The sequence below is a fragment of the Agaricicola taiwanensis genome (genome assembly GCF_014635245.1).
Lineage (GTDB): Bacteria > Pseudomonadota > Alphaproteobacteria > Rhizobiales > Methylopilaceae > Agaricicola > Agaricicola taiwanensis.
The window spans coordinates 73,033-97,368 of sequence record NZ_BMCP01000004.1; the positions used below are offsets into that span (position 1 = coordinate 73,033).

The 24,336-nt window shown below is 63.8% G+C and carries 13 protein-coding genes and 1 riboswitch; of the genes, 11 read left to right on the forward strand and 2 right to left on the reverse strand.

Going from position 1 to position 24,336, the window contains the following annotated elements:
* On the reverse strand, positions 1–975 hold the full coding sequence (locus IEV58_RS14720; protein ID WP_188410566.1) for an aliphatic sulfonate ABC transporter substrate-binding protein: 975 nt from the start codon (positions 973–975) through the stop codon (positions 1–3).
* 71 nt (positions 976–1,046) lie between these two features.
* A riboswitch (SAM riboswitch) is annotated at positions 1,047–1,125 on the reverse strand.
* A gap of 118 nt (positions 1,126–1,243) precedes the next feature.
* Between IEV58_RS14720 and IEV58_RS14725 the strand changes: the two genes are divergently transcribed.
* Together IEV58_RS14725 and IEV58_RS14730 are read left to right on the forward strand one after the other, a co-directional pair.
* A complete protein-coding gene (locus IEV58_RS14725; protein ID WP_188410567.1) occupies positions 1,244–4,033 on the forward strand; it encodes a [protein-PII] uridylyltransferase in 2,790 nt (929 codons plus the stop codon).
* A 480-nt stretch (positions 4,034–4,513) separates the two neighbouring features.
* The gene (locus tag IEV58_RS14730; RefSeq protein WP_188410568.1) at positions 4,514–13,936 is read left to right on the forward strand and encodes an MBG domain-containing protein; all 9,423 of its coding nucleotides are present in this window, start codon (positions 4,514–4,516) and stop codon (positions 13,934–13,936) included.
* Here IEV58_RS14730 and IEV58_RS14735 read toward each other — a convergent pair.
* Positions 13,817–14,722 (reverse strand): GntR family transcriptional regulator, encoded by a 906-nt coding sequence (locus IEV58_RS14735; protein WP_188410569.1) that lies wholly within the window; start codon positions 14,720–14,722, stop codon positions 13,817–13,819. The genes IEV58_RS14730 and IEV58_RS14735 overlap by 120 nt on opposite strands.
* Positions 14,723–14,940: 218 nt before the next feature.
* On the opposite strand from IEV58_RS14735, the gene IEV58_RS14740 reads away from it, so the two are divergent.
* The 9 genes from IEV58_RS14740 (at position 14,941) to IEV58_RS14780 (ending at position 24,330) form a co-directional block, all read left to right on the forward strand.
* The gene (locus tag IEV58_RS14740) at positions 14,941–15,891 is read left to right on the forward strand and encodes a Bug family tripartite tricarboxylate transporter substrate binding protein (RefSeq protein WP_188410570.1); all 951 of its coding nucleotides are present in this window, start codon (positions 14,941–14,943) and stop codon (positions 15,889–15,891) included.
* A 34-nt stretch (positions 15,892–15,925) separates the two neighbouring features.
* Positions 15,926–16,411, forward strand: a complete 486-nt coding sequence (locus IEV58_RS14745; RefSeq protein WP_188410571.1) for a tripartite tricarboxylate transporter TctB family protein — start codon at positions 15,926–15,928, stop codon at positions 16,409–16,411.
* Positions 16,399–17,925, forward strand: a complete 1,527-nt coding sequence (locus tag IEV58_RS14750) for a tripartite tricarboxylate transporter permease (RefSeq protein ID WP_188410572.1) — start codon at positions 16,399–16,401, stop codon at positions 17,923–17,925. The genes IEV58_RS14745 and IEV58_RS14750 overlap by 13 nt, the downstream gene beginning before the upstream one ends.
* On the forward strand, positions 17,926–19,008 hold the full coding sequence (locus IEV58_RS14755) for an Ldh family oxidoreductase (protein WP_188410573.1): 1,083 nt from the start codon (positions 17,926–17,928) through the stop codon (positions 19,006–19,008). It abuts the gene before it with no gap.
* Positions 19,008–19,832, forward strand: coding sequence for a hydroxypyruvate isomerase family protein (locus IEV58_RS14760; protein ID WP_188410574.1), 825 nt, complete (start codon positions 19,008–19,010; stop codon positions 19,830–19,832). The genes IEV58_RS14755 and IEV58_RS14760 overlap by 1 nt, the downstream gene beginning before the upstream one ends.
* A complete protein-coding gene (locus IEV58_RS14765; protein ID WP_229729490.1) occupies positions 19,829–21,205 on the forward strand; it encodes an NAD-dependent succinate-semialdehyde dehydrogenase in 1,377 nt (458 codons plus the stop codon). Before IEV58_RS14760 ends, IEV58_RS14765 begins: the two co-directional genes overlap by 4 nt.
* A gap of 12 nt (positions 21,206–21,217) precedes the next feature.
* Positions 21,218–21,637, forward strand: coding sequence for a cupin domain-containing protein (locus IEV58_RS14770; protein ID WP_188410575.1), 420 nt, complete (start codon positions 21,218–21,220; stop codon positions 21,635–21,637).
* A 23-nt stretch (positions 21,638–21,660) separates the two neighbouring features.
* Positions 21,661–22,797 carry a lipase family protein gene (locus tag IEV58_RS14775; protein ID WP_188410576.1) on the forward strand — a complete coding sequence of 379 codons (1,137 nt, stop codon included), beginning with the start codon at positions 21,661–21,663 and terminating at the stop codon, positions 22,795–22,797.
* Positions 22,798–22,878: 81 nt separating this feature from the next.
* Positions 22,879–24,330, forward strand: coding sequence for a bifunctional 2-methylcitrate dehydratase/aconitate hydratase (locus IEV58_RS14780; RefSeq protein WP_188410577.1), 1,452 nt, complete (start codon positions 22,879–22,881; stop codon positions 24,328–24,330).
* Positions 24,331–24,336 lie beyond the last annotated feature (6 nt).

The window sequence follows — 24,336 nt, forward strand, 5'->3', positions numbered from 1 at the left end:
TCAGTTGGTCAGTTCGGACGAGAAGCGGTCGTCGATCAATGCGTCGAGGCTTTCCTCGACATCGGCGCTGGCACCGATGACGCCGGCTTCCTGAAGCGCCTTGCCGGCGGCGAGGATGGATTCGCGCTGCGGCCCGCCGATCTTGTTATGGGTGAGTTCGGTGCGCTCGCCCAGCTGCTTCTCGGCGACTTCCACGGGGATGCGCGCTTCCTTGGCGAGAAGTTCCGCGAGCTCCTTCGGATGATCCAGCGCCCATTTGCGGCCCTCTTCATAGACCTTGAGCACGCGGGAGACGATCTCGGGGTTCTCCTCGGCAAATTCCTCGCGCACATTGAGGACGCCCCAAGTGTTGGCTTCCGGCTTGCGGAAGAACAACCTGGCGCCTTCCTCCAGCTCGGCGGAGGCCATCATGGGATCAAGACCGGCCCAGGCGTCGACGTCGCCGCGAGACAGGGCCAGACGTCCATCGGCGTGCTGCAGCAGCACGAAGCGCACGTCCTTGTCGGTGAGGCCATGCTCGGCCAGCGCGCGGACCAGGAAGATGTGCGGATCGGTGCCGCGGGTGACGGCAACGCTCTTACCCTTCAGGTCCTCCACCTTGGTGATGTGGCTGTCCTTGGAGGTGACGAGCGCGGTCCATTCCGGCCGGGAGTAGACATAGATGGACTTGATGGGGTTGCCGTTGATCTTGGCGATCAGCGCGGCAGCGCCGGCGGAGGAGCCGAGATCGATGGAGCCGGAATTCAGGAACTCCAGCGCCTTGTTGGAGCCGGCGGACTGGACCCAGCGGATCGTGGTGCCGTCTTTCTCAAACTCCTTTTCCAGCAGCTTCTGGTCCTTCAGGACAAGACTGACGGGATTATAGAAGGCCCAGTCGATCCGCAGCTCGTCCAGCGCAAAGGCTGAGACGGCGGATGAGACAAGAGCGGCCACAGCGGCAGCGGAAACAGCAAGGTTCCGGACAATCCGGGACATGGGAAGACCTCTTCAAGACAAGGCGCGGAACGATCGTTCTGCTCCGCCACCGGTTATGGATAAGCCGGCGTCGGGGTCCATCCCCGGCGCTTTAGCGGCATTTGTTACGCGCCCGCAAGCTGCTCGCTTCAAATCGGCGCAAGTTTTGATAAAACGACGTCCACACACTGTCAAATGCAAATATATTGCAATTAAAATATGTATTTTATCTCTGCTCCTGGTTCCGTGCTAAACGAGCGCATTTTCGCGGCCACGGATCTCACCTGCCATGCTCAGTGCCTCTCGTATCCAGGCTTCACTCCCACAACTGGTGGATCGCGCAACGCTCGATGCCGGTCTCGATGCCATCGCCGAGAACCACGCCGGGGATAGCGCGGCCCGCCATGCCGCGGTGGTGAAGCTTCTAAAGGATGCCATCACCAAGGGCCATTCGGTTGCCGAAAGTCTGTTGATGGAGGATGGCAGTGGGTCCGCCTGCGCGGAGCGGCTGTCACATCTGATGGATGAGGTGATCCTCAGCCTGCTGCGGTTCGTCGAGACCCATATTTATCCACGGAGCAACCCTTCAGCGGCGGAAAAGCTCGCCATCGGTGCCGTCGGCGGTTATGGCCGCGGCACCCTCGCACCGGGCTCGGACATCGACCTTCTGTTCCTGCTTCCCTACAAGCAGACCGCCTGGGGCGAGAGCGTGGTGGAGGCCATGCTCTACGTCATGTGGGATCTGGGCCTGAAGGTGGGTCATGCCACGCGCTCGGTGGATGAGAGCATTCGCCTGTCAAAGGCCGATATGACCATTCGCACATCGATCCTGGAGGTGCGGCCGCTGGCGGGCGAGACGGCGCTGATCGACGATCTGGTGCAGCGCTTCGACAAGGAGGTTGTGCAGGGCACCGCGGTGGAGTTCGTCGCGGCCAAACTCGCCGAGCGGGACGAGCGGCATCGACGCGGCGCCGGCTCACGCTATGTGGTGGAGCCGAACATCAAGGAAGGCAAGGGGGGCTTGCGCGACCTCCACACGCTGTTCTGGATTGCCAAATATGTCTATCGGGTGCGGGAGATCGATGAACTGGTCGCGGCCGGCCTTTTCACGCGTCCCGAGCTCAACCTCTTCAAGAAGGCGGAGGATTTCCTCTGGGCCGTGCGCTGTCACCTGCACTTTCTGACAGGGCGTGCCGAGGAGCGGCTCTCCTTCGATGTCCAGCGGCAGGTGGCGCAGCGGTTGAGCTACACGGAGCATCCGGGCCTTCAGGACGTGGAGCGCTTCATGAAGCACTACTTCCTGATTGCCAAGGACGTGGGTGACCTCACCGCCATCGTCTGCGCGGCGCTGGAGGCGCGGCACCAGAAGGGCAGCGCGGGTCTCGACCGCTTTCTCAAACCCTTCCGCAGGCGGCGAAGCACAATACTTCGCGAAACGCCTGATTTCATTATCGAGAACGGCCGTCTCGGCGTGAAGGACAATGAGGTCTTCAAACGCGATCCGGTCAACCTGATCCGCTTCTTCCATGTGGCCGACAAGCGCGGGCTTGCCATGCATCCCGATGCCATGCGGCTGATCACGCGCTCGCTCTCGCTGATCGATGCCTCGCTGCGCGAGGACAAGGAAGCCAACAGGCTCTTCCTGGAGATCCTGACCTCGCGCAAATCGGCGGAGGTGGTCCTGCGCCGGATGAACGAGGCCGGCGTGCTCGGCCGCTTCATCCCCGACTTCGGCAAGGTCGTGGCGATGATGCAGTTCAACATGTATCACCACTACACGGTCGACGAGCACCTGATCCGCTCCATCGGCATCCTGGCTGAAATGGACGCCGGGCAGTTGGGCGACGAGCACCCGCTGTCGGATGAGCTTCTGCCCGAGGTCACCAACAAGAGAGCGCTCTACGTGGCGCTGTTCCTGCATGATGTGGCCAAGGGGCGGCCGGAGGACCATTCCATCGCGGGTGCGAAGATCGCACGGCGGCTGTGCCCGCGGCTTGGGCTGACGCCGGCCGAGACGGATACGGTGGCATGGCTGATCGAGCAGCATCTCACCATGTCGATCACGGCGCAGTCGCGCGATCTCTCCGACCGAAAGACCATCGAGGACTTCGCCAAGGTGGTGCAGAGCCTTGAACGCCTGAAGATGCTGCTGGTCCTCACAGTGGCCGACATCAAGGCGGTGGGCCCCGGGGTGTGGAACGGCTGGAAGGGTCAGTTGCTGCGCACGCTCTATTGGGAAACCGAGATTGCCCTTGCCGGCGGACATTCGGCCATGAAGCGCAGCCAGCGTGTGGCTCAGGCCCAGGCCGAGTTGAAGGAGCATCTGGCCGATTGGCCCGCCGGGGAGGTGGAGGCCTATTTCGGGCGCCATTATCCGCCCTATTGGCTCAAGGTCGATCTGGAGCGCCGGGTGGAGCATGCGCGCTTCATACGGGAGACGGAGCAGGAGGGACGGAAGCTTGCCACCCGCTTCACCACCGATGCCTTCCGTGGTGTCACCGAAATCACCGTTCTGGCGCCGGACCATCCGCGCGTGCTGTCATCCATCGCCGGGGCCTGCGCGGCCGCCGGGGCCAACATCATGGATGCGGCGATCCACACCACCACCGATGGCATGGCGCTCGACACGATCTATGTGAACCGCGCCTTCGAGGACGATGGGGACGAGGAACGCCGCGCGCAGCGCATCGCCAGTTTCATCGAGGCCGCGCTGACGGGTGAGATGAAGCTGGTGGAGGCCGTCAAGCAGAAGAGTGACAGGGCAAGGCGCAGCAGGGCTTTCACGGTGGAGCCGCAGGTGCTTCTCACCAACAGCTGGTCCGACCGCTATTCCGTGATCGAGGTGTCGGGACTGGACCGCCCCGGCCTGTTGTTCGATCTGACCGCTGCCATTTCGCGGCTCAATCTCAACATTGCCTCCGCTCATGTGGCGACCTTCGGCGAGCGGGCCGTGGACGTCTTCTATGTGACCGATCTGACCGGCGAGAAGATCATGAATGCCAGCCGCCAGGCGGCGGTACAGCGGCACATCCGATCGGTTTTCGCAAAAAATGATGCAGCGCCCAAAGGCAAGGCCTAGCGACTCCTACTGCAACTTAAAAATACATGGCTTCTAGCGTTAATCTCCGCCCCCCAGGGAAGAACTGAGCGCCGTGCCCGATATGGCAGTATTTATGTCCAATACCATAAATGCTAATGCGAAACCGCTTTGCTTTAACGTGTTGTTAAACATGCTGGGAACCTCAAGGATCCACCCAGCAGTGCCTCTTCCTTCAACAGTTTTCCTCTTTTATGAGATGTTTGCCGGTCTCTCGATTTGAGGCCTGTGGTATAGGTGCCAAGTTTAGATGATTGCATGAACTAATTGTTGAAGGATTTGGCGACATTCTTCCCGTCATAAAGCGCTCCGTGATATTATGGAACGTAATTGGCTGGGGAGATGGTGGCTGGCACGCGAGTGATAGCAGGGTGGCCTGCGCCGTTTGATCCGGGGATTATCCCGGCAAGCGCCGTTGCCGCGCGTCCGGTTGGCGGACGACCGCTGCTGCATGCCTCGCTGATGACCAGCACCGCTGTCGCGGCCTTGGCCGCGGCGGGTGTCGGGCGGCCCCAGGCGCAGGAGCTTCCGACCGGCGGCCAGGTGACCTCCGGCCAGGCGGTCATCGGCGCACCCTCGGCCGGCGGTCTGACAGTCACGCAGAGCTCGAACACGGCGATCATCGGCTGGGACAGTTTTTCGGTTGGCAGCGGGGGGCGTGTCCATTTCGACAATGGATCGGGCGCGACGCTGAACCGGGTGTGGGGCAATGTGCCCTCCAGCCTCGATGGCTCGCTCACCGCCACCGGCAGCCTCTACCTCGTCAATCCCGCTGGCATCACGGTGGGCACAAACGGCATGGTGGGCACCGGCGGCAGCTTCATCGCCTCCACCCATGACGTGGACGATGCCGCCTTCCACGCGCAAGGCGACATGACCTTCAAGGGCACCAGCGAGGCTTCCGTCATCAACCACGGCCGCATCAGCGCGCTCGGCGGCGATGTGGCACTGATCGCCCGGCGGGTCGAGAACACGGGCGAAATCGATGCGCCTGAGGGCACCGCGGCGCTGGCGGCCGGCTATGAGGTGCTGATGCGCGACCGCGCGCTCGCCGACGGCAAATTCGTCGTTAAAGTCGGCGGCAGCGGCACCGAAGCCAAAACCACCGGCGTCATCCGCGCCGCCGAGGCCGAGCTGAAAGCCAATGGCGGCAATGTCTATGCGCTCGCCGGCAACACCAAAAGCATCGTCAAGGCCACGGGGGTTCAGAACCGCGGCGGCCGCATCTTCCTGACCGCCGGCGCGGGCGGCAAAGTCCAGGTCACTCAGAAACTGGTGGCCAAAAAGGTAAAGCCGCGCGTGCAGACGGCAGCACCGCTTCCGCAGGAGCGACCCGAAAGCCTCGCCGGCGGCGAAATCCGCATCTCCGGAGATGAGGTGCGGCTGTCCTCGACCATCGATGTCCGCGGCGAGGGCGCCGAGGGCGGGCTCGTCATCGCCGAAGGCCGCACCATCACCGTGGATGAATTCGCCACCATCGATGCCTCCGGCACCATGGGCGGCACCATTCTCATTGGCGGCGACTTCCAGGGCGGCAAGGACCCGACGAAGAACTACGCCGATGACGCCATCGCCACCGCCGAGACCACCACGGTCAAGAAAGGCGCACAGCTCATCGCCGACGGCTCGCAGGGCGAGGGCGGCCGGATCGTGGTCTGGTCGGATGAGGTCACCTCCTTTGAGGGTGCCATCTCCGCCACCGGCGGCGGCAGCGGCAGGGGCGGCGATGCCGAGGTCTCCGGCAAGCGCCTCCTGCACTATGCCGGCGAGGTCGATCTCACCGCCATCAGCGGCACCTTCGGCACACTGCTGCTCGATCCTTACAACGTCACCATTAGCGCGGGCGCCGGCACCACTGGTGGCGGCTTCAGCGCCAATGGCAACGACAGCGTCATCAACGTCACCGATCTTCAGAACGCGCTGGCCTCGGCCAATGTGGTGGTGACGACCGGCGGATCGGGCACAGGATCACAGAATGGCGACATCACGGTTCAGACCGCCGTCACCTGGTCGAGCGCGGCGACGCTGACGCTGGACGCCTATCGGAACATTGCCGTCAACGCCAACATCACCGGCGGCGCCGGCTCCAAGGTCGTGCTCAGGGCCGACAATGCCGGCACCGGAACGGGCACGGTGAGCTTTGCCGGTGGCACCACCGTCACGGCGTCAGGCGGCGTCTCGGTCTATTATAACCCGGCGAGCTATTCCTCGCCGACGAGCTACAGCGCTTACCAGGGCGCCGGCACCACCATCACCGCCTATATGCTGGTCAACAATGTCAACCAGCTGCAGTCGATCAACGACAGCACCGCCAGCCGCAGCGGCACCTATGCGCTCGGCCGCGACATCGACGCCAGCGTGACACTGGGCTGGAACGGTGGCGCCGGGTTCAACCCCATCGGCTATGGCGGCAATCAGTTCAAGGGTGTCTTCGACGGCCTCGGCCACACCATCAGCGATCTCTATATCAATCGCCCGACCACCGACTATGTGGGTCTGTTCGGTTATGCGGAAACCTCGCGCATCAGCAACGTGGGTCTCCTTAACGCCAATGTAACCGGGCGGAATCAAGTGGGCGCGCTCGTTGGCGAGAACTACGGCAATGCCGGCCTTTCCAGCGTGACCGGTTCCTGGGCAACCGGCCTTGTCACCGGTATCGGTGGCGAGCACACAGGAGGACTGGTGGGCCGCAATCGCGCGATCCTGGGCGGTCAGGCTCTGATCAGCGACAGTTGGGCCGATGTGACCGTTACCGGCAGGGAACGCGTCGGCGGCCTTGCCGGTACCAACGCCGCCGAGAACGGCAGCACCGCATCCATCAGCGGTTCACATGCCTCCGGCGACGTCACTGCTTCAAGCAATCGCGCCGGTGGTCTGGTCGGATGGAATTACAGCCAGCATGGCGGCAGCACAGCGGTCATCACCAACTCCTACGCAACAGGCGGCGTGAGGTCGTCCGGCGCAAACGCAAACCAGTACGGCGGCTTGGTGGGCTTCCAGGAGGGCACCGAATTCGGCTCGGCTCTCATCACTCAATCCTGGGCTTCCGGTTCTGTCATCAATGCGACCGGTGACGGAATCGGTGGCCTCATCGGACAAATCCTGAGCAATCAAAGCGGTTCGGCTCAGGTAACCCAATCCTACGCCACCGGCTCCGTCACCGGCCGCAATCGCGTCGGCGGTCTGGTCGGACGCAACGAAGCCGACAACGGTGGCGACGCCTCCGTCAGTTCTTCCCACGCCAGCGGAACGGTCGTGGGCAATGACCAGGTCGGCGGTCTCATCGGCATGAGCAGCGCCTATACCTCGGGCTCGAACGCCGATGTGACTCAATCCTATGCCACCGGCAGTGCTTCAGGCCATGGTATGGTGGGCGGGCTCATTGGCCGCTTGGAAGCCGGCAACTCCGGCGTTGCCGCAGTCGCGGACGCCTACGCCACCGGCTCAGCCACCAGCACCGAGAACCATGCCGGCGGCGCCATCGGACAGGTCGATGTGTCGGGAGCCACGGCCAATATTGACCGGATCCATGCCACGGGAGCGGTATCAGGCTACACCTATGTGGGTGGCCTCATCGGTGGGATGTCAGTGAATAATACGGGCAGCGTCGCGCGGGTCCGGCAGTCCTATGCCGAGGGCGCGGTCAGCGGCCGTGCAAACGTGGGCGGCTTGATCGGTCAGGCATCTCTCAGCGCCGCCTCCGGCACCCTGCTGATCTCGCAGACTTATGCAACCGGCGATGTGACGGCCACGGAGAATACCGCCGGCGGCCTCGTGGCGAACGCCCAGACCGGTGGTTCCAACGCCACCATGACGATCGAAAAGTCCTATGCCACCGGTGCCGTCAAAGGCCTGAACTTCATCGGCGGCCTGATCGGCTACCAGACGACGTCGACGGGGATCAACGCCAAGACTGACGTCACGCAGAGCTGGGCCAGCGGCAAGGTAACGGGTACGGGCGGTGCCTTGGGTGGTCTTGTCGGCACCCTCGCAGGGGAAGCAACTGTCGCAACCTCCTTCTGGGATGTGACCACGACGGGTCAGACCCAGGGTCTCGGCAATCAGTCATCTTACTCCGGCATCACCGGTCTGCAGAGCTCCAATGCCGGCGGGTCAGGCTATGCCTACGCGCAGTCTTCCTACACCGGCTGGGACTTCGCCAATGACTGGTACATGGTCGATGGCCAGACCCGTCCCTTTGGCCGCTGGGAATATTCCACCACCATTACCAATGCACATCAGCTGCAGCTGATGGCGCTGGACTTGTCGGCGTCCTATACGCTGGCCAATGACATCGGCCTTGCCGCCGCCATAGGCCAGTCGGGAGGGATGTGGACGGCGCAGGGCTTCAGTCCGATCGGAACCTTGACCTCGCGCTTCACGGGCAGCTTCGACGGCGGCGGGAACGTTATCGATGGTTTGACCATCGATCGAGCCGATACGGAAAGAGTGGGCCTGTTCGGTCTCGCGCAGAATGCCTCTCTGACCAATGTCACGCTGACAAACGTCGATGTTGTCGGCAAGGACAGAGTGGGCGGCCTTGTGGGAGAGGCGGCGACCGACGGCTCCGGCATCATGATCATCGCCAATGTGGGCGTTTCCGGCGAGGTCGGGGGCAACAACCGCGTCGGCGGTGTCGTCGGCCAACTCGAAGCAGCCTCGCTGGGCGGTTCTGCCACCATCAGCCAGTCTTTCAGCGACACCGATGTCTCGGGCGCGCGGGATGTCGGCGGTCTCATCGGCTATGCCTCGGCGTCCCATGGAAGCTCGGTCGTCATCGACCAGACCTATGCTGAAGGATCAGTGACTGCTTCCAGCGACGGCGCGGGCGGTATCGCCGGCAGCCTCAATGCCCACGGCTCGGGAACCGTGCAGCTGGAACGGTCTTATTCGCTGGCGGCGGTAACCGGCCAGAACTATCTGGGTGGTCTCGTCGGCTACCATTATTCCGATGACATCAATGGTGGACTTGCTTCCATCGACCAGAGCTTCGCGTCGGGCCGTGTAACGGGAACGGGCTCGCACCTCGGCGGTCTCGTCGGCTACAATCCCGGCGGCTCGACCATTGCGAATTCCTACTGGGATACCGACACCACCGGGCAGGCGACGGCCATCGGCAATACGGCAAGCTATGCCGGCGCAACGGCGGTGCAGAGCACCAATGCGGCCGGTGCCAATTACGCCTTTGACCAGTCGACCTATGTCGGCTGGGACTTCGCCAACGACTGGTACATGGTGGATGGCGACACCCGCGCCTTCGGACGGTGGGAGAACAGCACCACCATCACCAATGCGCATCAGCTTCAATTGATGGCGCTCGACCTCGATGCCGACTACCGCATGGCCAGCGACATCGACCTCGGCGCCGCGCTCTCAGCCAATGGTGGCATGTGGGCCGCGTCCGGCTTTTCGCCCGTCGGCACCGATGGTGCGGGCTTCACGGGCAGCCTCGATGGCGGCGGCCATGTGATCGACGGATTGATGATCGACCGTGCGAGCCAGGACCACGTTGGCCTGTTCGGATATGTCCAGAACGCCGCGATCCGGAACCTGTCGCTCACCAATGCCGATGTCACGGGCGGGCAGCACGTCGGTGCGCTCGCCGGCAGCGCTGTCTCAGACGACGGCTTACTGCTGATCGAGAACGTCTCGGCAACCGGAACGGTGAGCGGCGATGATGAGGTCGGCGGGTTGATCGGCGCCTTGCGCGGCGGCACCGGGGGCAGGTCGCTTCTGAATGGCGCGCACACCAATGTGGCGGTGTCGGGCAACAGTCGTGTCGGAGGCCTCGTCGGCATCAATCAGGCGCACAGCTTCGGCCGGTCGGAAATCCGCGATTCCAGCGCCTGGGGCGCGGTGGCCGGCCTGACCGCCGGTCTGGACATCGGCGGTCTCGTCGGGCTCAACCGTGCCGACGGAGCCGGCGCTGCGGCCCTGATCGAGAGCTCCTATGCCTCGGGCGCCGTCACGGCCGGCACCAGCGAGAACGTGGGCGGCCTTGTCGGCCGCAACGATACGACCGGTGATGATGGTGTCGCGTCGATCGATCAATCCTACGCCACCGGCGTTGTGACCGGCCAGACCGCGGTCGGCGGCCTCGTCGGCCGCAGCCAGGCGGATGGGGCGAATTCAAGCGTCGTCACCACGAACTCCTACGCCACCGGCGATGTGACCGGAACAGATCAGGTGGGCGGTTTCATCGGCCATCTGGAGGCATCCGGATTTGGCTCTGAGGGGGTCGTCGACCAATCGCACGCGACCGGCGATGTCAATGGTTCCGCAGGCTATCAGCGCACCGGCGGCCTGATCGGCTATGCCGTTGCATCCAACAATGACAGCAGCATCCTGGTGGATCGCTCCAACGCCGTGGGTCACGTTAGCGGCAATGGGCGCATGGGCGGCCTGATCGGCGAGGCAAATGCCGCGGGACTGCGCTCGACGGTGCTGGTGGATCGGTCCCATGCCACCGGCAACATCGGCGGTTACTGGCAGGGGGGCGGTCTCATCGGTTTTGCCGGAGCCCATGGCAATGACGCGGTGCTGACGATCGACCGCTCGCATGCGACGGGTTCGGTTACCGGCACCGACACGCTCGGCGGGTTGATCGGCTGGTTTGAAAGCAATGCCGTGTCCTCGCGCGCGGTCCTGTCGAACTCCCATGCCACCGGCGCTGTCTCCGGAACAACCTGGCTCGGTGGGCTCGTCGGCTACACCTACGGTGGCGGCGGCGAGCTGTTGGTCACGCAGTCCCATGCCACGGGTGCGGTCACCGGTACCGGTAATCAGATCGGTGGCCTTATCGGACGGAACATTGCCGCCTATGCCGGCAAGCTGACGGTGTCGGAATCCCATGCGACCGGATCGGTGAATGGTGCAAACCTCGTCGGCGGCCTGATCGGCTATACCGATGCATCAGGCGTGGGCACGGAAGCCCTCGTCTCCCAGTCCTATGCGACGGGTGCCGTTTCCGGTGGCGACCAGATCGGCGGCCTGATCGGACAGAACCGCGCGGCCGGTGGCGCTTCCTCCGTGATCGAGGATTCACGCGCAACCGGCGCGGTGTCCGGCAACGAAAAGCTTGGCGGCCTTGTTGGCGAGAACTACGCCATCGATGCCGGATCGCACGTGCGGATCGATCGGTCCTATGCGACGGGCTCCACGTCCGGAGCCGCCCTGGTCGGCGGCCTCGTCGGTCACAACTTCGCGGATCTTGGTGCGCTCGCTGAAGTCGACCGCTCCTATGCAACGGGCGCCGTTGACGGCAGCGGCAATTTCGTCGGTGGTCTCATCGGCGTGAACTTCAGCCAGAACGCATCAACCGCCACCGTGCACCGCAGCTATGCCCTCGGAACCGTGAGCGGCCTGTCCGACGTGGGCGGTCTCGTCGGCCAGAACTACGCACTCGGCGCGGGCAGTACGTCGTCCATCTCGCAGTCCTACGCCATCGGCCTTGTGGACGGCACCACCAATGTGGGCGGCCTCGTCGGCTTTCACTATGGCGATACGGGCGGCAACGCCACCATCACGGCCTCCTTCTGGAACCCGGCCTCGACGGGACAAGCCGAGGCGGTGGGCAATGTGGCGGATCACACCGGCGCCGCAGCGCTGCAGACGACCGATGCCAGCGGCGCCAACTATGCCTATGCCGCTTCCACCTACACCGATGCCGGCTGGGACCTGGGCGCCGACTGGGGCGTCCTCTCCGGCACGAGCTATGCCTATCACCAGTGGCGCTATGGCTCCGGCCCCAGCGTCATCTCCGGCACGGTCTCCGGCGTTGCCAGCGGCAATGGCGGCCTCGGCGTCACCGGCGCCATCAACGGCAGCGTCCTGGCCTCCACCATGACCGGCGCCGATGGCTCCTATTACATGATGTTCGACGCTGTGGCGGATGGCGCGGCGCTCAGCTGGCTCACCGGCGCCACCCATGACGGCGGCGTCACGGCCGGGCGTGGAAACGCCCTTGCCATGACCACGGGCGGCCATGCCACCGGCCTTGCCATCCGCGCCGGCTGGGTCTCGGCGAAAACCGGCGCCACCACCCTGACCTCCGCCATCTCCGGCCTCTTCACCCAGGCCAAGGGCGCATTGAACGATGCCGGCATCCTCTATGGCACCTCCGGCACCACGCTGACGCTGAACAGCGCCGGCCTCGATCTTGCCGCCAGCGGCGCTTTTGCCATAGACAGCGCGCTGAACTACGGCGCCAACAAGCTGCGGATCGCCGCCGCAGGGGCGCTGACCCTCACCTCCGGCGCCACCATCACCTCAAGCGCCGGCGATGATGCGGTGGTCCTGTCAGGCTCCAGCTTCATCAACAATCGCGGCAGCGATGCCATCAGCGTGACCGGCGGCGGACGCTGGCTGGTCTATGCCGCCAGCCCTACCGGCAACAGCTACGGCGATCTTAACAGCGGCAACACCGCCGTCTGGAACACCGCCTATACCGCCGATGGCACTGTGGCCGACAGCGGCAACCGCTACGTCTTCGCCTATCGGCCGACGCTGACCTACACCTCGGTGGACGCCACCAAGACCTATGGCGATGCCATCGATCTCAGCGCGAGCTTCACCGTCGGCGGGCTCCACGAAGGCATCGCCAATGTCTTCCTGGCCGACACCCTGGGCGATGTTATCAGCGGCGATGCGGCCGTGACCTCCGCCGGCGCGGGTGCCACCGCCGGCGCCGGCAGCTATGACATCGACATCGCCCAAGGCAGCCTCACCAGTACCCGGGGCTACGATCTTGCCTTTGCCTCCGACGGAACGCTCACAGTCGGAAAGCGCGCCATCACCGTCACCGCGCAGGATGCGTCCAAGGTCTATGGCGATGCCAATCCGGCCTTCACAGCCACGGCATCAGGGCTGGCCGCCCATGACGTGGGGACCGATCTCGCCGACCTCCTGACCGGTTTCGGCGTCGACGCCGATGGCATCGATGCCACCACCGACGCGGGCAGCTATGCCGATGCCATCGAGGCCAGCGGCACAAGCAGCAACTACGACATCACCTTCGTCGATGGTGACCTCACCATCAGCAAGCGTGCCATCACTGTCACCGCCCAGGATGCGTCCAAGGTCTATGGCGACGCCAATCCGGCCTTCACGGCCATCGCATCAGGACTGGCGGCGCATGACGCGGGGGCCGATCTCGCGGACCTCCTGACCGGCTTTGGTGTCGATGCGGCCAGCTACGGCGCCACCACCAATGCCGGCAGTTATGCCGGCGCCATCAAGGCGAGCGGCTCCAGCAGCAATTACGACGTCACCTTCGCCGATGGCGATCTGACCGTGACGAAGCGGGCCATCACGGTTTCGGCCCATGATGCCGCGAAGGTGCAGGGGCAGATCGACCCCTTGCTCGGCTGGTCGATCACATCAGGCTCGCTCGCCTCCTTCCACTCTGTCAACGATGTGCTGGCGGGCCATGTTGCGCGTACCGCCGGCGAAGCGGCGGGCACCTACGCCATCAATCAAGGAACCCTGGGCCTAGTATCGACGAACTATTCCATGAGCTTCGACGCCGGCACCTTCACCATTACGGCGGCTGCTCCGGCACCCATTCCGGTCGCCCCGCCGACGCCCTATATCGAAAAGCCCGTGGCGCCTTTCGCGGCTCCGGCCGAGACGAGCGTGAACATCGTCATCAAATCGTCCGAGGGTGAGGACGAGGCCACCGATGAAGAGAGCGACGTGACCCTCACCTGCGCGTCGGGCATGCTGGGTTCGACCTGCGCGCGCGAACCGCGTCCGGCGAACCTGATGTCACGAATAGGAGAGCACGCCTTCATTCGTGAACATAGCGATTTTGGCTTTACGCGCCTTGGCGTTGAGGAGATGGTCGCTCATAAGGCTGGCGGCGCGATCACGCTCGTCCGCCCCTAGGGCGGCCAATATCTCCATGTGCTCCTCGTTCTGACGGCGCACCTGCTCGCGGTTCAAAATCTGACGATATTCCACCAGGCGCCGAAGCTGGTTCTGACGCGCGATGATCGGCGCCAGGAACCTGTTGCCCGACATCGAGGCGATGACCTCATGAAAGCGGGCATTGGTTTCGAACAGCTCGATCTGGCTCAGCGTCTGCCATCCGCCGTCGCGCACCACCTCTTGCTGGTCCTGCAATAGCTTCAACTTCTCCCGGTCTGGAGAGTAGCGTGGGGAGAGGATGCCGGCCGGCTCCAGAATGGCGCGGAGCTCATAGTTCTCGCGGTAGGCTTCCAGAGAATCCACCAAGGGCGTGAAAAGATAGCCGCGGCCTTCCCGTCGCTCGATCCAGCCTTCCCGCACCACCCGCGCAAGGACCTTCTGCATGGGCGCACGGCCCACCCCATAGCGCCGCATCAGTTCGGCCTCAGTTGTCACCGGGCCGAAGACGCCGTTGAGACGGTCCTCGGCCACGGCGAAATAGAGCTGATCGTCGGAGGAGGATTCCGTCGAACGGGGATCCAAGGCCACGGTGAATATGGCCTCGTTGACGAAGAAGCCCCGGTTGGGAATGCGCTGCAAAAGTCCTTCGGCGGCGAGATGCCCGAGTGCCGCCCGGATGGGGGCGCGCGATGTTCCCAGGACATCCTGCAGAGAGCTTTCCGTCAGATGGTGCCCGACAGGCAGTCCCATGGCGCGGACATGCATCACAATCCGGTTCGCGAGCTGCCGTTGGAGTGGATTCATCAGCAGTTGTCCTTGCGCTCGAAAATCCTACTAATTGGCTATGGGCGCGTCTTGTCTATGCCCTATAATTGTCGTAAGTCTCACAATAAGACAATATGGGGCGCAGTTGGCCTCCTTTGTAACCAGCGCTAGTGCCGTCACGTCATTCGTGAGACGCTCGCTCAAGACCGGGTCAACGCGGTCGTCGTGAACAAGCCCAGATCCGACACGGAGGAACCATGAAAAACTTCCTGGCATATGGCGCGCTTGCGCTTTCGATGATGGCAACCCCCGCGCTGGCCGAACCGGCTGACGTCATGGCGCCCGGTGGCCCCGGTGGCGGCTATGACGCCATGGCGCGCCTGCCGTTCCAGGCGATGCGCGAAGCCGGCATCTTCACCGACGGCGCGCAATTCACCAATCGCGGCGGCGCGGGCGGCACCATCGGCCTCGCCGAGTTCGTCAACAAGAACGAGGGCAACGACAACGCCGTGATGTCCATGGGTGCCATCCTCATCGGCGGCATCCTGATCAATAATTCTCCGATCACGCTCGACGACACCGTGCCTCTGGTGCGCCTGATCAGCGACACCGGCGCCATTGCCGTGCCGCCGGATTCCGACATCAAGACCCCGCAGGATCTCGCGGCGGCCCTGAAGGAAAACATCGGTGCGGTTCCCATCGGCGGCGGATCGGCCGGCGGTGTCGACCACATCGCCGCGGCGCTGCTGGTCAAGGCGGCAGGAGGCGACGTCGCCAAGCTGAATTACATCCCGTATCCGAGCGGTGCGGATGTGGTGACCAATCTCGCTGGCGCGAAGATCAAGGTCGGCATTTCCGGAATCTCTGAATTCAAGCCCCTGGCCGAGGCCGGGCGCATCCGCATCATCGCCGTGACCGGTGAGGAACGCATCGAGGGCATCGACGCGCCGACACTCAAGGAAGCCGGCCTCGATGTTGTGGTCTCCAACTGGCGCGGCATCATCGGTGCACCCGACATGAGCGATGAAGGCCGCAAGATGTGGCTCGATCGCTTTGCCAAGATGCATGAATCCGAAGCCTGGAAGAAGATCCTCACCCAGCAGGGTTGGGAAGATGCCTATCTTGCCGGTGATGACTTCGTTTCCTTCCTGGAGGAAGAGGCGGAGCGGCAGGAAGAGATCCTGAAGTCGGTCGGTTTGGTGAAGTAAACCGGCCTCCATCCTTCCGTTATCGGATAGGCTCATGACAGATCGTCCGTATTGGCTCGGGGCCGGAGTCATCATCTTCGGCCTCGTATGGCTCTACCAGGCCATGTCACTGCCCCAGTTCGTGCAATACCAAGGGCTTGGAGCAGGTTTCATCGTCACCCTGGTGGGCGGTATCCTTGTCCTCCTGGGGCTTCTTCTCACCTGGCAGATCTGGCGCGGCGAAAAGTTCGAAGCACAGGAAGGTGAAGATGTCGACGTGGCGCAAGCTGCATCCTGGCCGGCGCTGATCTGGACCTTCGCCGGCGTTGCGGTGCCCATCGCGATCATGCCTTACGCCGGCTTTCCCATCACGGCCGCCATCGGGTTCGCGCTGGTCGCCCGTGGGTTCGGGTCCAGGAGGGTCGTCATCGATCTCGCACTGGGCCTTGTCATCGGGCTCGCCTGCTTTTTCGGCTTCAGCGCCTTGGGCGTGAACCTCGGCGACTTCTTGCCGATCGCGGGGATCGAATGGAAGCTTTGACATCTCTGCTCGGCGGCTTCGCCGTCGCAATCCAGCCCATGAACCTCATGTGGGCTTTCGTCGGCACTCTGCTGGGCACGGCAATCGGCGTTCTGCCGGGGATCGGCCCGGCCTTGACGATCGCGCTCCTGCTGCCGGTCACAAGCTACATCGACGCCACCGGCGCCTTCATCATGTTCGCCGGCATCTTCTACGGCGCCATGTACGGCGGCTCGACCACCTCGATCCTTTTGAACGCGCCGGGCGAAAGCGGGTCGATGATGACCGCGCTCGAGGGGAACAAGATGGCCAAGAACGGCAGGGGCGCCGCAGCTCTTGCCACCGCCGCCGTCGGTTCCTTCGTCGCCGGCACCATCGCCACCATCGGCCTCACGTTCCTTGCTCCGCCCATCGCCGAACTCGCCTTCATCTTCGGGCCGGAAGACTATTTCGCGCTGATGATCCTCGCCTTCACCTCGGTGGCGGTGGTCATGGGCACGTCCAGGGTGCGCGGCTTCATCTCGCTCTTCATCGGCATCGCGCTCGGCACCATCGGGATCGATCAGGCGACCGGCATCTTTCGGCTGACCTTCGGTGTGCGTGAGCTGGCCGACGGCGTCGATCTCAGCGTGGTGCTGGTGTCGATGTTCGCGATCGGCGAAACCTTCTATGTCGCGAGCCGCTATTCCAAGACGCCCCCTGCGATCAATCCGGTTGCCGGTGGCGCCTGGATGACAAAGGATGATTGGAAGCGCTCGTGGAAGCCGTGGATCCGCGGAACCTTCCTGGGCTTTCCCATCGGCGCGCTGCCGGCGGGCGGCTCGGAGATCCCGACCTTCCTGTCCTATTTCATGGAGCGCAAGCTCAGCCGCAAGCCGGAGGAATTCGGCCATGGCGCCATCGAGGGCGTGGCAGGTCCTGAGGCTGCGAACAACGCTTCGGCCGCCGGCGTACTGGTGCCGCTGCTGACGCTGGGGCTGCCGACCTCCGCGACCGCGGCCATCATGCTGGCCGCCTTCCAGAACTATGGCCTGCAGCCGGGGCCGCTCCTCTTCATCAACTCCGGCGACCTCGTCTGGGGGCTCATCGCCTCGCTCTACATCGGCAACATCATGCTGCTGATCCTCAACCTGCCGCTGGTCGGGCTGTGGGTGCGGCTGCTGCTGATCCCGCGGCCATATCTTTACGCCGGCATCATTATCTTTGCGCTTGTCGGCATCTGGGGCGTCTCGCAATCGGTGGTTCATCTCATCACCATGCTGGCGGTGGGTGTGCTCGGCTATGTCATGCGGGTCTATGACTTCCCCATCGCGCCGGTGCTCATCGGCCTGATCCTCGGACCCATGGCTGAGGTGCAATTGCGCCGAGCGCTGGCCATCGGCCAGAGCGATCCGCTGGTGCTCGTCTCGACACCGATCTCCGCCACCATGATCGCGCTTGCCGTCGCTGTTTTCGTCGTGCCGCTGATCATGCGGCGGTTTCAGCCCGGCGCTCCGGAACCTGACGACAATCCTGTTATGGGAGACCAACGCTAAATGAGCGTGAAGCGCTATTTTACTGCCGGCGAGCTTGAGACTTACGCCGCCCGCGTGTTCGAGACAGCCGGATTGCCCGCCGGGGATGCCGCCATCATCGCCGCCGATCTCGTCAGGGCCAATCTTCGCGGCATCGACAGCCACGGCGTGTCACGCATCCCGATGTATCTGGAGCGCCTGCGCCGGGGTCTCGTCAACGCGAAGCCCAACATCGCGGTCAAGAGGATGGCCGGTGCCGTGGCCGAGGTGGATGCGGATAACGGCATGGGCTTTCTTGCCTCCCACCGCGCCATGGACGAGGCCATCAGCCTTGCACGCGATGCCGGCATTGGCCTCGTCGGCGTCAAGAACAGCACCCATTTCGGCATGGGTGCCCTTTATGCACTTCAGGCGATCGAGGCCGGCTTTGTCTCGCTCATCTTCACCAACTCCTCGCCGGCGATCCCCATGTGGGGGGCGCGCACGACCTTCCTCGGGGCGAGTCCCATCGCGGCGGGCGTGCCGGGCGGAAAACATCCGCCCTATGTCATGGACATGGCCATGACGGTGATCGCGCGTGGCAAGATCCGCCTCGCGGCCATGCGCGGCGAGAAGATTCCGGAAGGGCTGGCCCTCGACAACGAAGGCAACCCCACCACCGATGCCGCCAAGGCCTTCGAGGGCGTGTGCCTACCTTTCGGCGGCGTAAAAGGCTCCGTGCTGGGGACGCTCATGGATCTTCTGTCCGGCGTCCTTACCGGCGCCAACTTCGGCGGTGAGGTCAAAAGCCTCTACTTCGATCATTCCGGGCCTCAGAACGTAGGCCATCTATTCTTTGCCATCCGGCCCGACCTCTTCATGTCCATGGAGGATTTCGAAACCCGCATGGACGCTTTCGTCGACCGCGCGAAGGCGCTGCCCCGCGCAGCGGGCGTCGACGAAATCCTTATCCCGGGCGAGCCCGAGCAGCGCACCGAAAACCAGCGTCGCGCGACCGGCATTCCCATCACCGACAATGTCATCGCGGATCTGACGGAAGAGGCGAAACGCGCCGGCACGGTGTTTCCGGAAGGCCGGGGTGCGCCGTTCGACGCGGCCGCGTGATGAGCAACCAGCTCTCGGCCCACATCGGCTATCTCTTTTCCGAGCTGCCGCTGTCGCAGCGTCCCGCCGCAGCCCGGCGGTCGGGCTTCACGGCCATCGAGCATCCGGCGCCCTTCGCCATTCCGGCCGGCGACATGGCTCGGATCCTGCGCGACGAAGGCCTCAGCTTCGCCCAGATCGCCGCTGCCGGCGGCGACGCGTCCAAGGGCGAGAAGGGGCTGACGGCTTTGCCCGGCCGCGAGCAGGATTTTCGCGACAGCTTCCAGCGCTCTCTGGACTATGCGGAGGCCATCGGCTGTCCCCTGATCCACCCCATGGCGGGCGTTGCGGCCAAGAATGCGGACGCAGCCGCGGTGGAAGATGCCTACCGGACCAATCTGACCTTCGCCGTAGAGGCCTGCCGGGGCAGGGCCGTGTCGGTGCTGGTGGAGGCCATCAGCGAGGCGGCGGTGCCGGGCTATTACATGAGCACGCTCGACCGCGTGTTGGCGGCGGCCGATGCCGTGGGCCCGGATGATATCTCCATACTGATCGACACCTTCCACGCGCGCGCCAACGGCGCCGATGCCGTGGCCTTCGTCGAGCGCCACGCCGGCCGCATCGGCCATGTCCATATCGCCGACCATCCCGGCCGCCACGAACCTGGGACCGGCGCCTTCGATTTCGATGCCTTCCTCACGGCACTTGAGGCCGCCGGCTACGGCGGCGCCATTGGCTTTGAGTACATTCCCGCCGCGGGCACCGAACAGGGGCTCGGCTGGCTGGCCAGCTGGGTCCAGCGTTTCGGCGCCGACGCGGCCGCCCAATCCTCCGGAGACAGATGATGATCACGTCAATCAATCCAGCGACGGGCCAGGAGATCGCCCGCTTCGATCTGCACACCAAGGATGATGTGGAGCAGGCGCTCAGCGCCGCCGCGGCGGCGCAGGCCGCCTGGCGTGAAAAGGACATCTCCGAGCGCGTGAAACTTCTGACGTCCATCGCGAAGGTGCTGCGGGCGAACAAGGACCGCTACGCCGACATGATCGTGCGCGAGATGGGCAAGCCCATCGTCGAAGCGGAAGCCGAGATCGAGAAATGCGCCTTCAACTGCGACTTCTATGCCGAGGCGGCACCGAGGTTCCTGGGCGACGAAAAGGTCGAGGCCAATGCGTCGGAAAGCCTGGTGGTGTTCGACCCGCTCGGGGTGGTGCTGGCCATCATGCCCTGGAACTATCCCTTCTGGCAGTTCTTCCGCTTTGCAGCTCCCGCCTTCGCCGCCGGCAACGGCTCCATCCTCAAGCACGCCAACAATGTGCCGGAATGCGCCCTAGCCTGCGAGGAGATCGTGCGCGAGGCGGGGGCGCCAGAAGGTTTGTTCAAGACGCTATTGATCGACCACAAGCTGATCGAAGGCATGATCAACGATGATCGCATCGCCGCCGTGACGCTGACGGGCTCCACCGAGGTGGGCGCCATCGTGGCGGGGCAGGCGGGCAAGGCGCTGAAGAAGCAGGTGCTGGAGCTTGGAGGTTCCGACCCGTTCATCGTGCTCGAAGACGCCGACATCGATGAGGCGGCCAAGGTCGCGGTGAAGGCGCGCTTCACCAATGTGGGCCAGTCCTGCATCAACGCCAAGCGCTTCATCGTGGTCGACAGCATCGCCGACCGCTTCGTCGAGGCCTTTGTCAAAGGCGTGAAGGAACTCAAGGTAGGCGATCCCACGGAACGCGACACCAAGATCGGCCCCATGGCGCGCGGCAACTTGCGCGACACGCTGCATGAGCAGGTGGAGCGCACCGTGACGGCCGGCGGCAAGCTGCTGACCGGCGGCAAGCCGGCGGAGGGGCCCGGCTTCTTCTACCTGCCGACGGTGCTCGATAATGTGGAGCCCGGCATGGCGGCCGCCTGCGAGGAAACCTTCGGCCCCGCCGCGGCCATCATCCGGGTCAAGAATGAGGACGAGGCCATCAAGCTCGCCAACAGCATCGAGTTCGGCCTTGGTTCCGCCATCTGGAGCAAGAACATCACACGGGCGCGGAAGCTGGCGCGGCGCATTGAGGCGGGTGCAGTCTTCATCAATGGCATGGTTGCGTCCGATCCCCGCCTTCCCTTCGGCGGCATCAAGAAATCGGGTTACGGTCGCGAACTCGGATCCTTCGGCATACGCGAGTTCGTCAATATCAAGACGGTCTGGATCGGACCGGCAAAGAGCTGAGGAGGAACGGACATGAGCGACACATCATCCACCATCGGTGCCATTCTGCGGCCGGCGGAACTGAAGGCCAACGACCGCGGCGGCGGCGCGCGGACCATACCGCTGGTGACGCGCAAGTGCGGTTCCACCAGCCTCATCAACGGCATCACCGCCTTCGATCCCGGCGCATCCATCCGCATGCACAAGCACAACTGCGAGGAAAGCGTGATGGTGCTGGAGGGAGAGGCCATCGCCGAGATCGACGGTGTTCAACATCGCCTTGGCGCCAACGACACCACCTGGATCCCGGCGGATGTTCCGCATCGCTTCATTAATGCCTCAAACGAAAAACCGATGCGCATCTTCTGGACCTATGCCTCCGTCGATGCGACGCGCACGATGATCGAGACGGGGGAAACCCGCACCATCGACGCCGAACACGGCGCGAAGTAAACGTCATCAAGGGAGGGAATGCCATGAAACTGCTGACAGCCTTGTTGGTGGCGGGCAGCTTTGCGCTCGCCGCGCCCGCTGTTGCCGAACCGCAGCTCTACAAGGGCGAGGAAGCCCTCCAGGCCGCGGGCTATCCCACGGTCGCCTGGTTCAAGAAAGGTGATGCCGATAAGCCGCTCGTGGTCTTCGCTCCGGGCGGGCATCACATGGCGCGGATTTCCTATGGCGGCCATGATGGCGCGAAGCCGGAGGATTTCCTCGCTCACTGGCTGGGCGAGAAGGGCTACAGCTTCCTCGGCCTGTCCTATCCCATCGATACCAAGGCATTCGAGACCAAGCATCCTGACTTCACGGCCCGGGCGTGGGGCAAGCAGGTGGCCGAGGTCGCCGCCGCCAAGATCAAGGAGAACGGCCTTTCAAACAAGGTGGTGCTGATCGCCTGGAGCATGGGCGGCAAGGTGGTGCAGCCGGGCTATCAGGCCATGACCGAAGCCGGTCTCGATGTGGAGGCGGCGGTCTCCTTTGCCGCGACACCGGGCACGCCAGGGCTCATCTCACTGGTCTCCAAGATGAAGATGGCCGAGAGCGGCTATGCCGACCGCAAGAACATCTATGGCGGCTGGCTGAAGCAGCTTGAGAAGAACAACGCGGACAACGGCGGCCGCACCATCATCCCCGCCGATGTGTTCCAGGCCGATTATGTGGGCGATATTCCCATCGGCCTGCAGGGCTATGGTGAGGTCTATCGCGACGGCAAATTCGTGGTCGATCTGCAGGCGCAGGCGGAAGACTATGGCGCCTTTGCCTATGAGGCCTATCCGCTGGTCGTGATCCTGGAGGACGGCGATGTGGCGGACGCGCGCCACGCCCTGGCCGACCGCGCGAACTGGACCATGTTCAACACCAACACGGTGATGGCGCGCTTCATCACGGCCAACAAGGTCAAACTGGCGGATCTTGAGCCGGCGAAATGGGAGCGTCTGGTGTCGCTAACGCGCGGGCTCGACGAGCGTCTCGCCATCCCGGTCGGCGGCAATCACTTCTTCTTCGTGGGCGAGGCGGGAGCCAAGAAGGCGGCGGATGCCATCGACCAGGGGCTGACAAAGGCCCGCGAGGTTGAAGCGGAGCTCAACGATATTCTTGGCCTGAAGGCCCAGTAATCTCGACAGGCGGTCATAGCGGCCGCCTGTCTTTCAACAACGGCGGTGAACAAGCCGCGTTCATATGGAGCACTGAAGGATATGTCTCACGCCATCTCTGCCGCGCGTCCCGAGCCGGATCAGGTCCTGGTCGATATCGCAGACTATGCCCTGAATTATGAGATCAAGAGCGAGCTTGCCTATGAGACCGCGCGCAACTGCCTGATCGACACTCTCGGCTGTGGTCTGGAGGCGCTGGAATATCCTGCCTGTAAGAAGCTGATGGGTCCCGTCGTCCATGGAACGGTGGTGCCCAACGGCGCCAAGGTGCCGGGCACGCAGTTCCAGCTTGATCCCATCATGGCGGCTTTCAACATCGGCTGCATGATCCGCTGGCTCGATTTCAACGACACCTGGCTGGCGGCCGAATGGGGCCATCCGTCCGACAACCTCGGCGGCATCCTCGCCGTGGCGGACTGGCTGTCGCGCACCCGGGTCGCGCAGGGCAAGGCGCCGCTTACCATGAAAGAAGTGCTCACGGGCATGATCAAGGCCCATGAGATCCAGGGCGTGATCGCGCTGGAGAACTCGTTCAACCGCGTCGGCCTCGATCACGTGGTGCTGGTGAAGGTGGCGACCACCGCCGTCGTCTCGCAGATGCTGGGCCTGACGCGCGAGGAGACGATCAACGCCGTCTCGCTCGCCTGGGTCGACGGACAGAGCTTGCGCGCCTATCGCCACGCGCCGCAGGCCGGCTCGCGCAAGAGCTGGGCGGCGGGCGATGCCACGAGCCGCGGCGTGCGCCTCGCGCTGATCGCCAAGACCGGCGAGATGGGCTACCCCTCGGCGCTGACGGCCAAGACCTGGGGCTTCTACGACGTCTCCTTCAAGGGCAAACCCTTTACCTTCCAGCGCGACTACGGCTCCTACGTCATGGAGAACGTGCTGTTCAAGATCTCCTTCCCGGCGGAGTTCCACTCGCAGACGGCGGTGGAGGCGGCCATGACGCTTTACGCCAAGCTGACGGAAATGGGGAAAACCGCCGATGATATCGCCTCGGTCAAGATCCGCACCCATGAAGCCTGCATCCGCATCATCGACAAGAAGGGCCCGCTGGCCAATCCGGCCGACCGTGACCACTGCGTGCAATATATGGTGGCCGTGCCGCTGATCTTCGGTCGACTGACGGCCTCCGACTATGAGGATGATATCGCCGCCGATCCGCGCATCGATGCCCTGCGCGAGAAGATCACCTGCGTCGAGGATGAGGCCTACACCCGCGACTACTTCGACCCGGAAAAGCGTTCGATCCCCAACGCGCTAACGATCACGCTGAAAGACGGCACGGTGCTCGACGAGGTCGAGGTGGATTATCCCATCGGCCACAAGCGCCGCCGCGCCGAAGGCATCCCTCTCCTGGAGGACAAGTTCCGCATCAATCTGGCGCGGCAGTTCCCGGCAAAGCAGCAGAAGACGATCCTCGATATCTCGCTGGATCAGGCAAAGCTCGAAGCGATGCCGGTCAACGAATACGTCGATCTCTTCGTGATCTGACGTGGC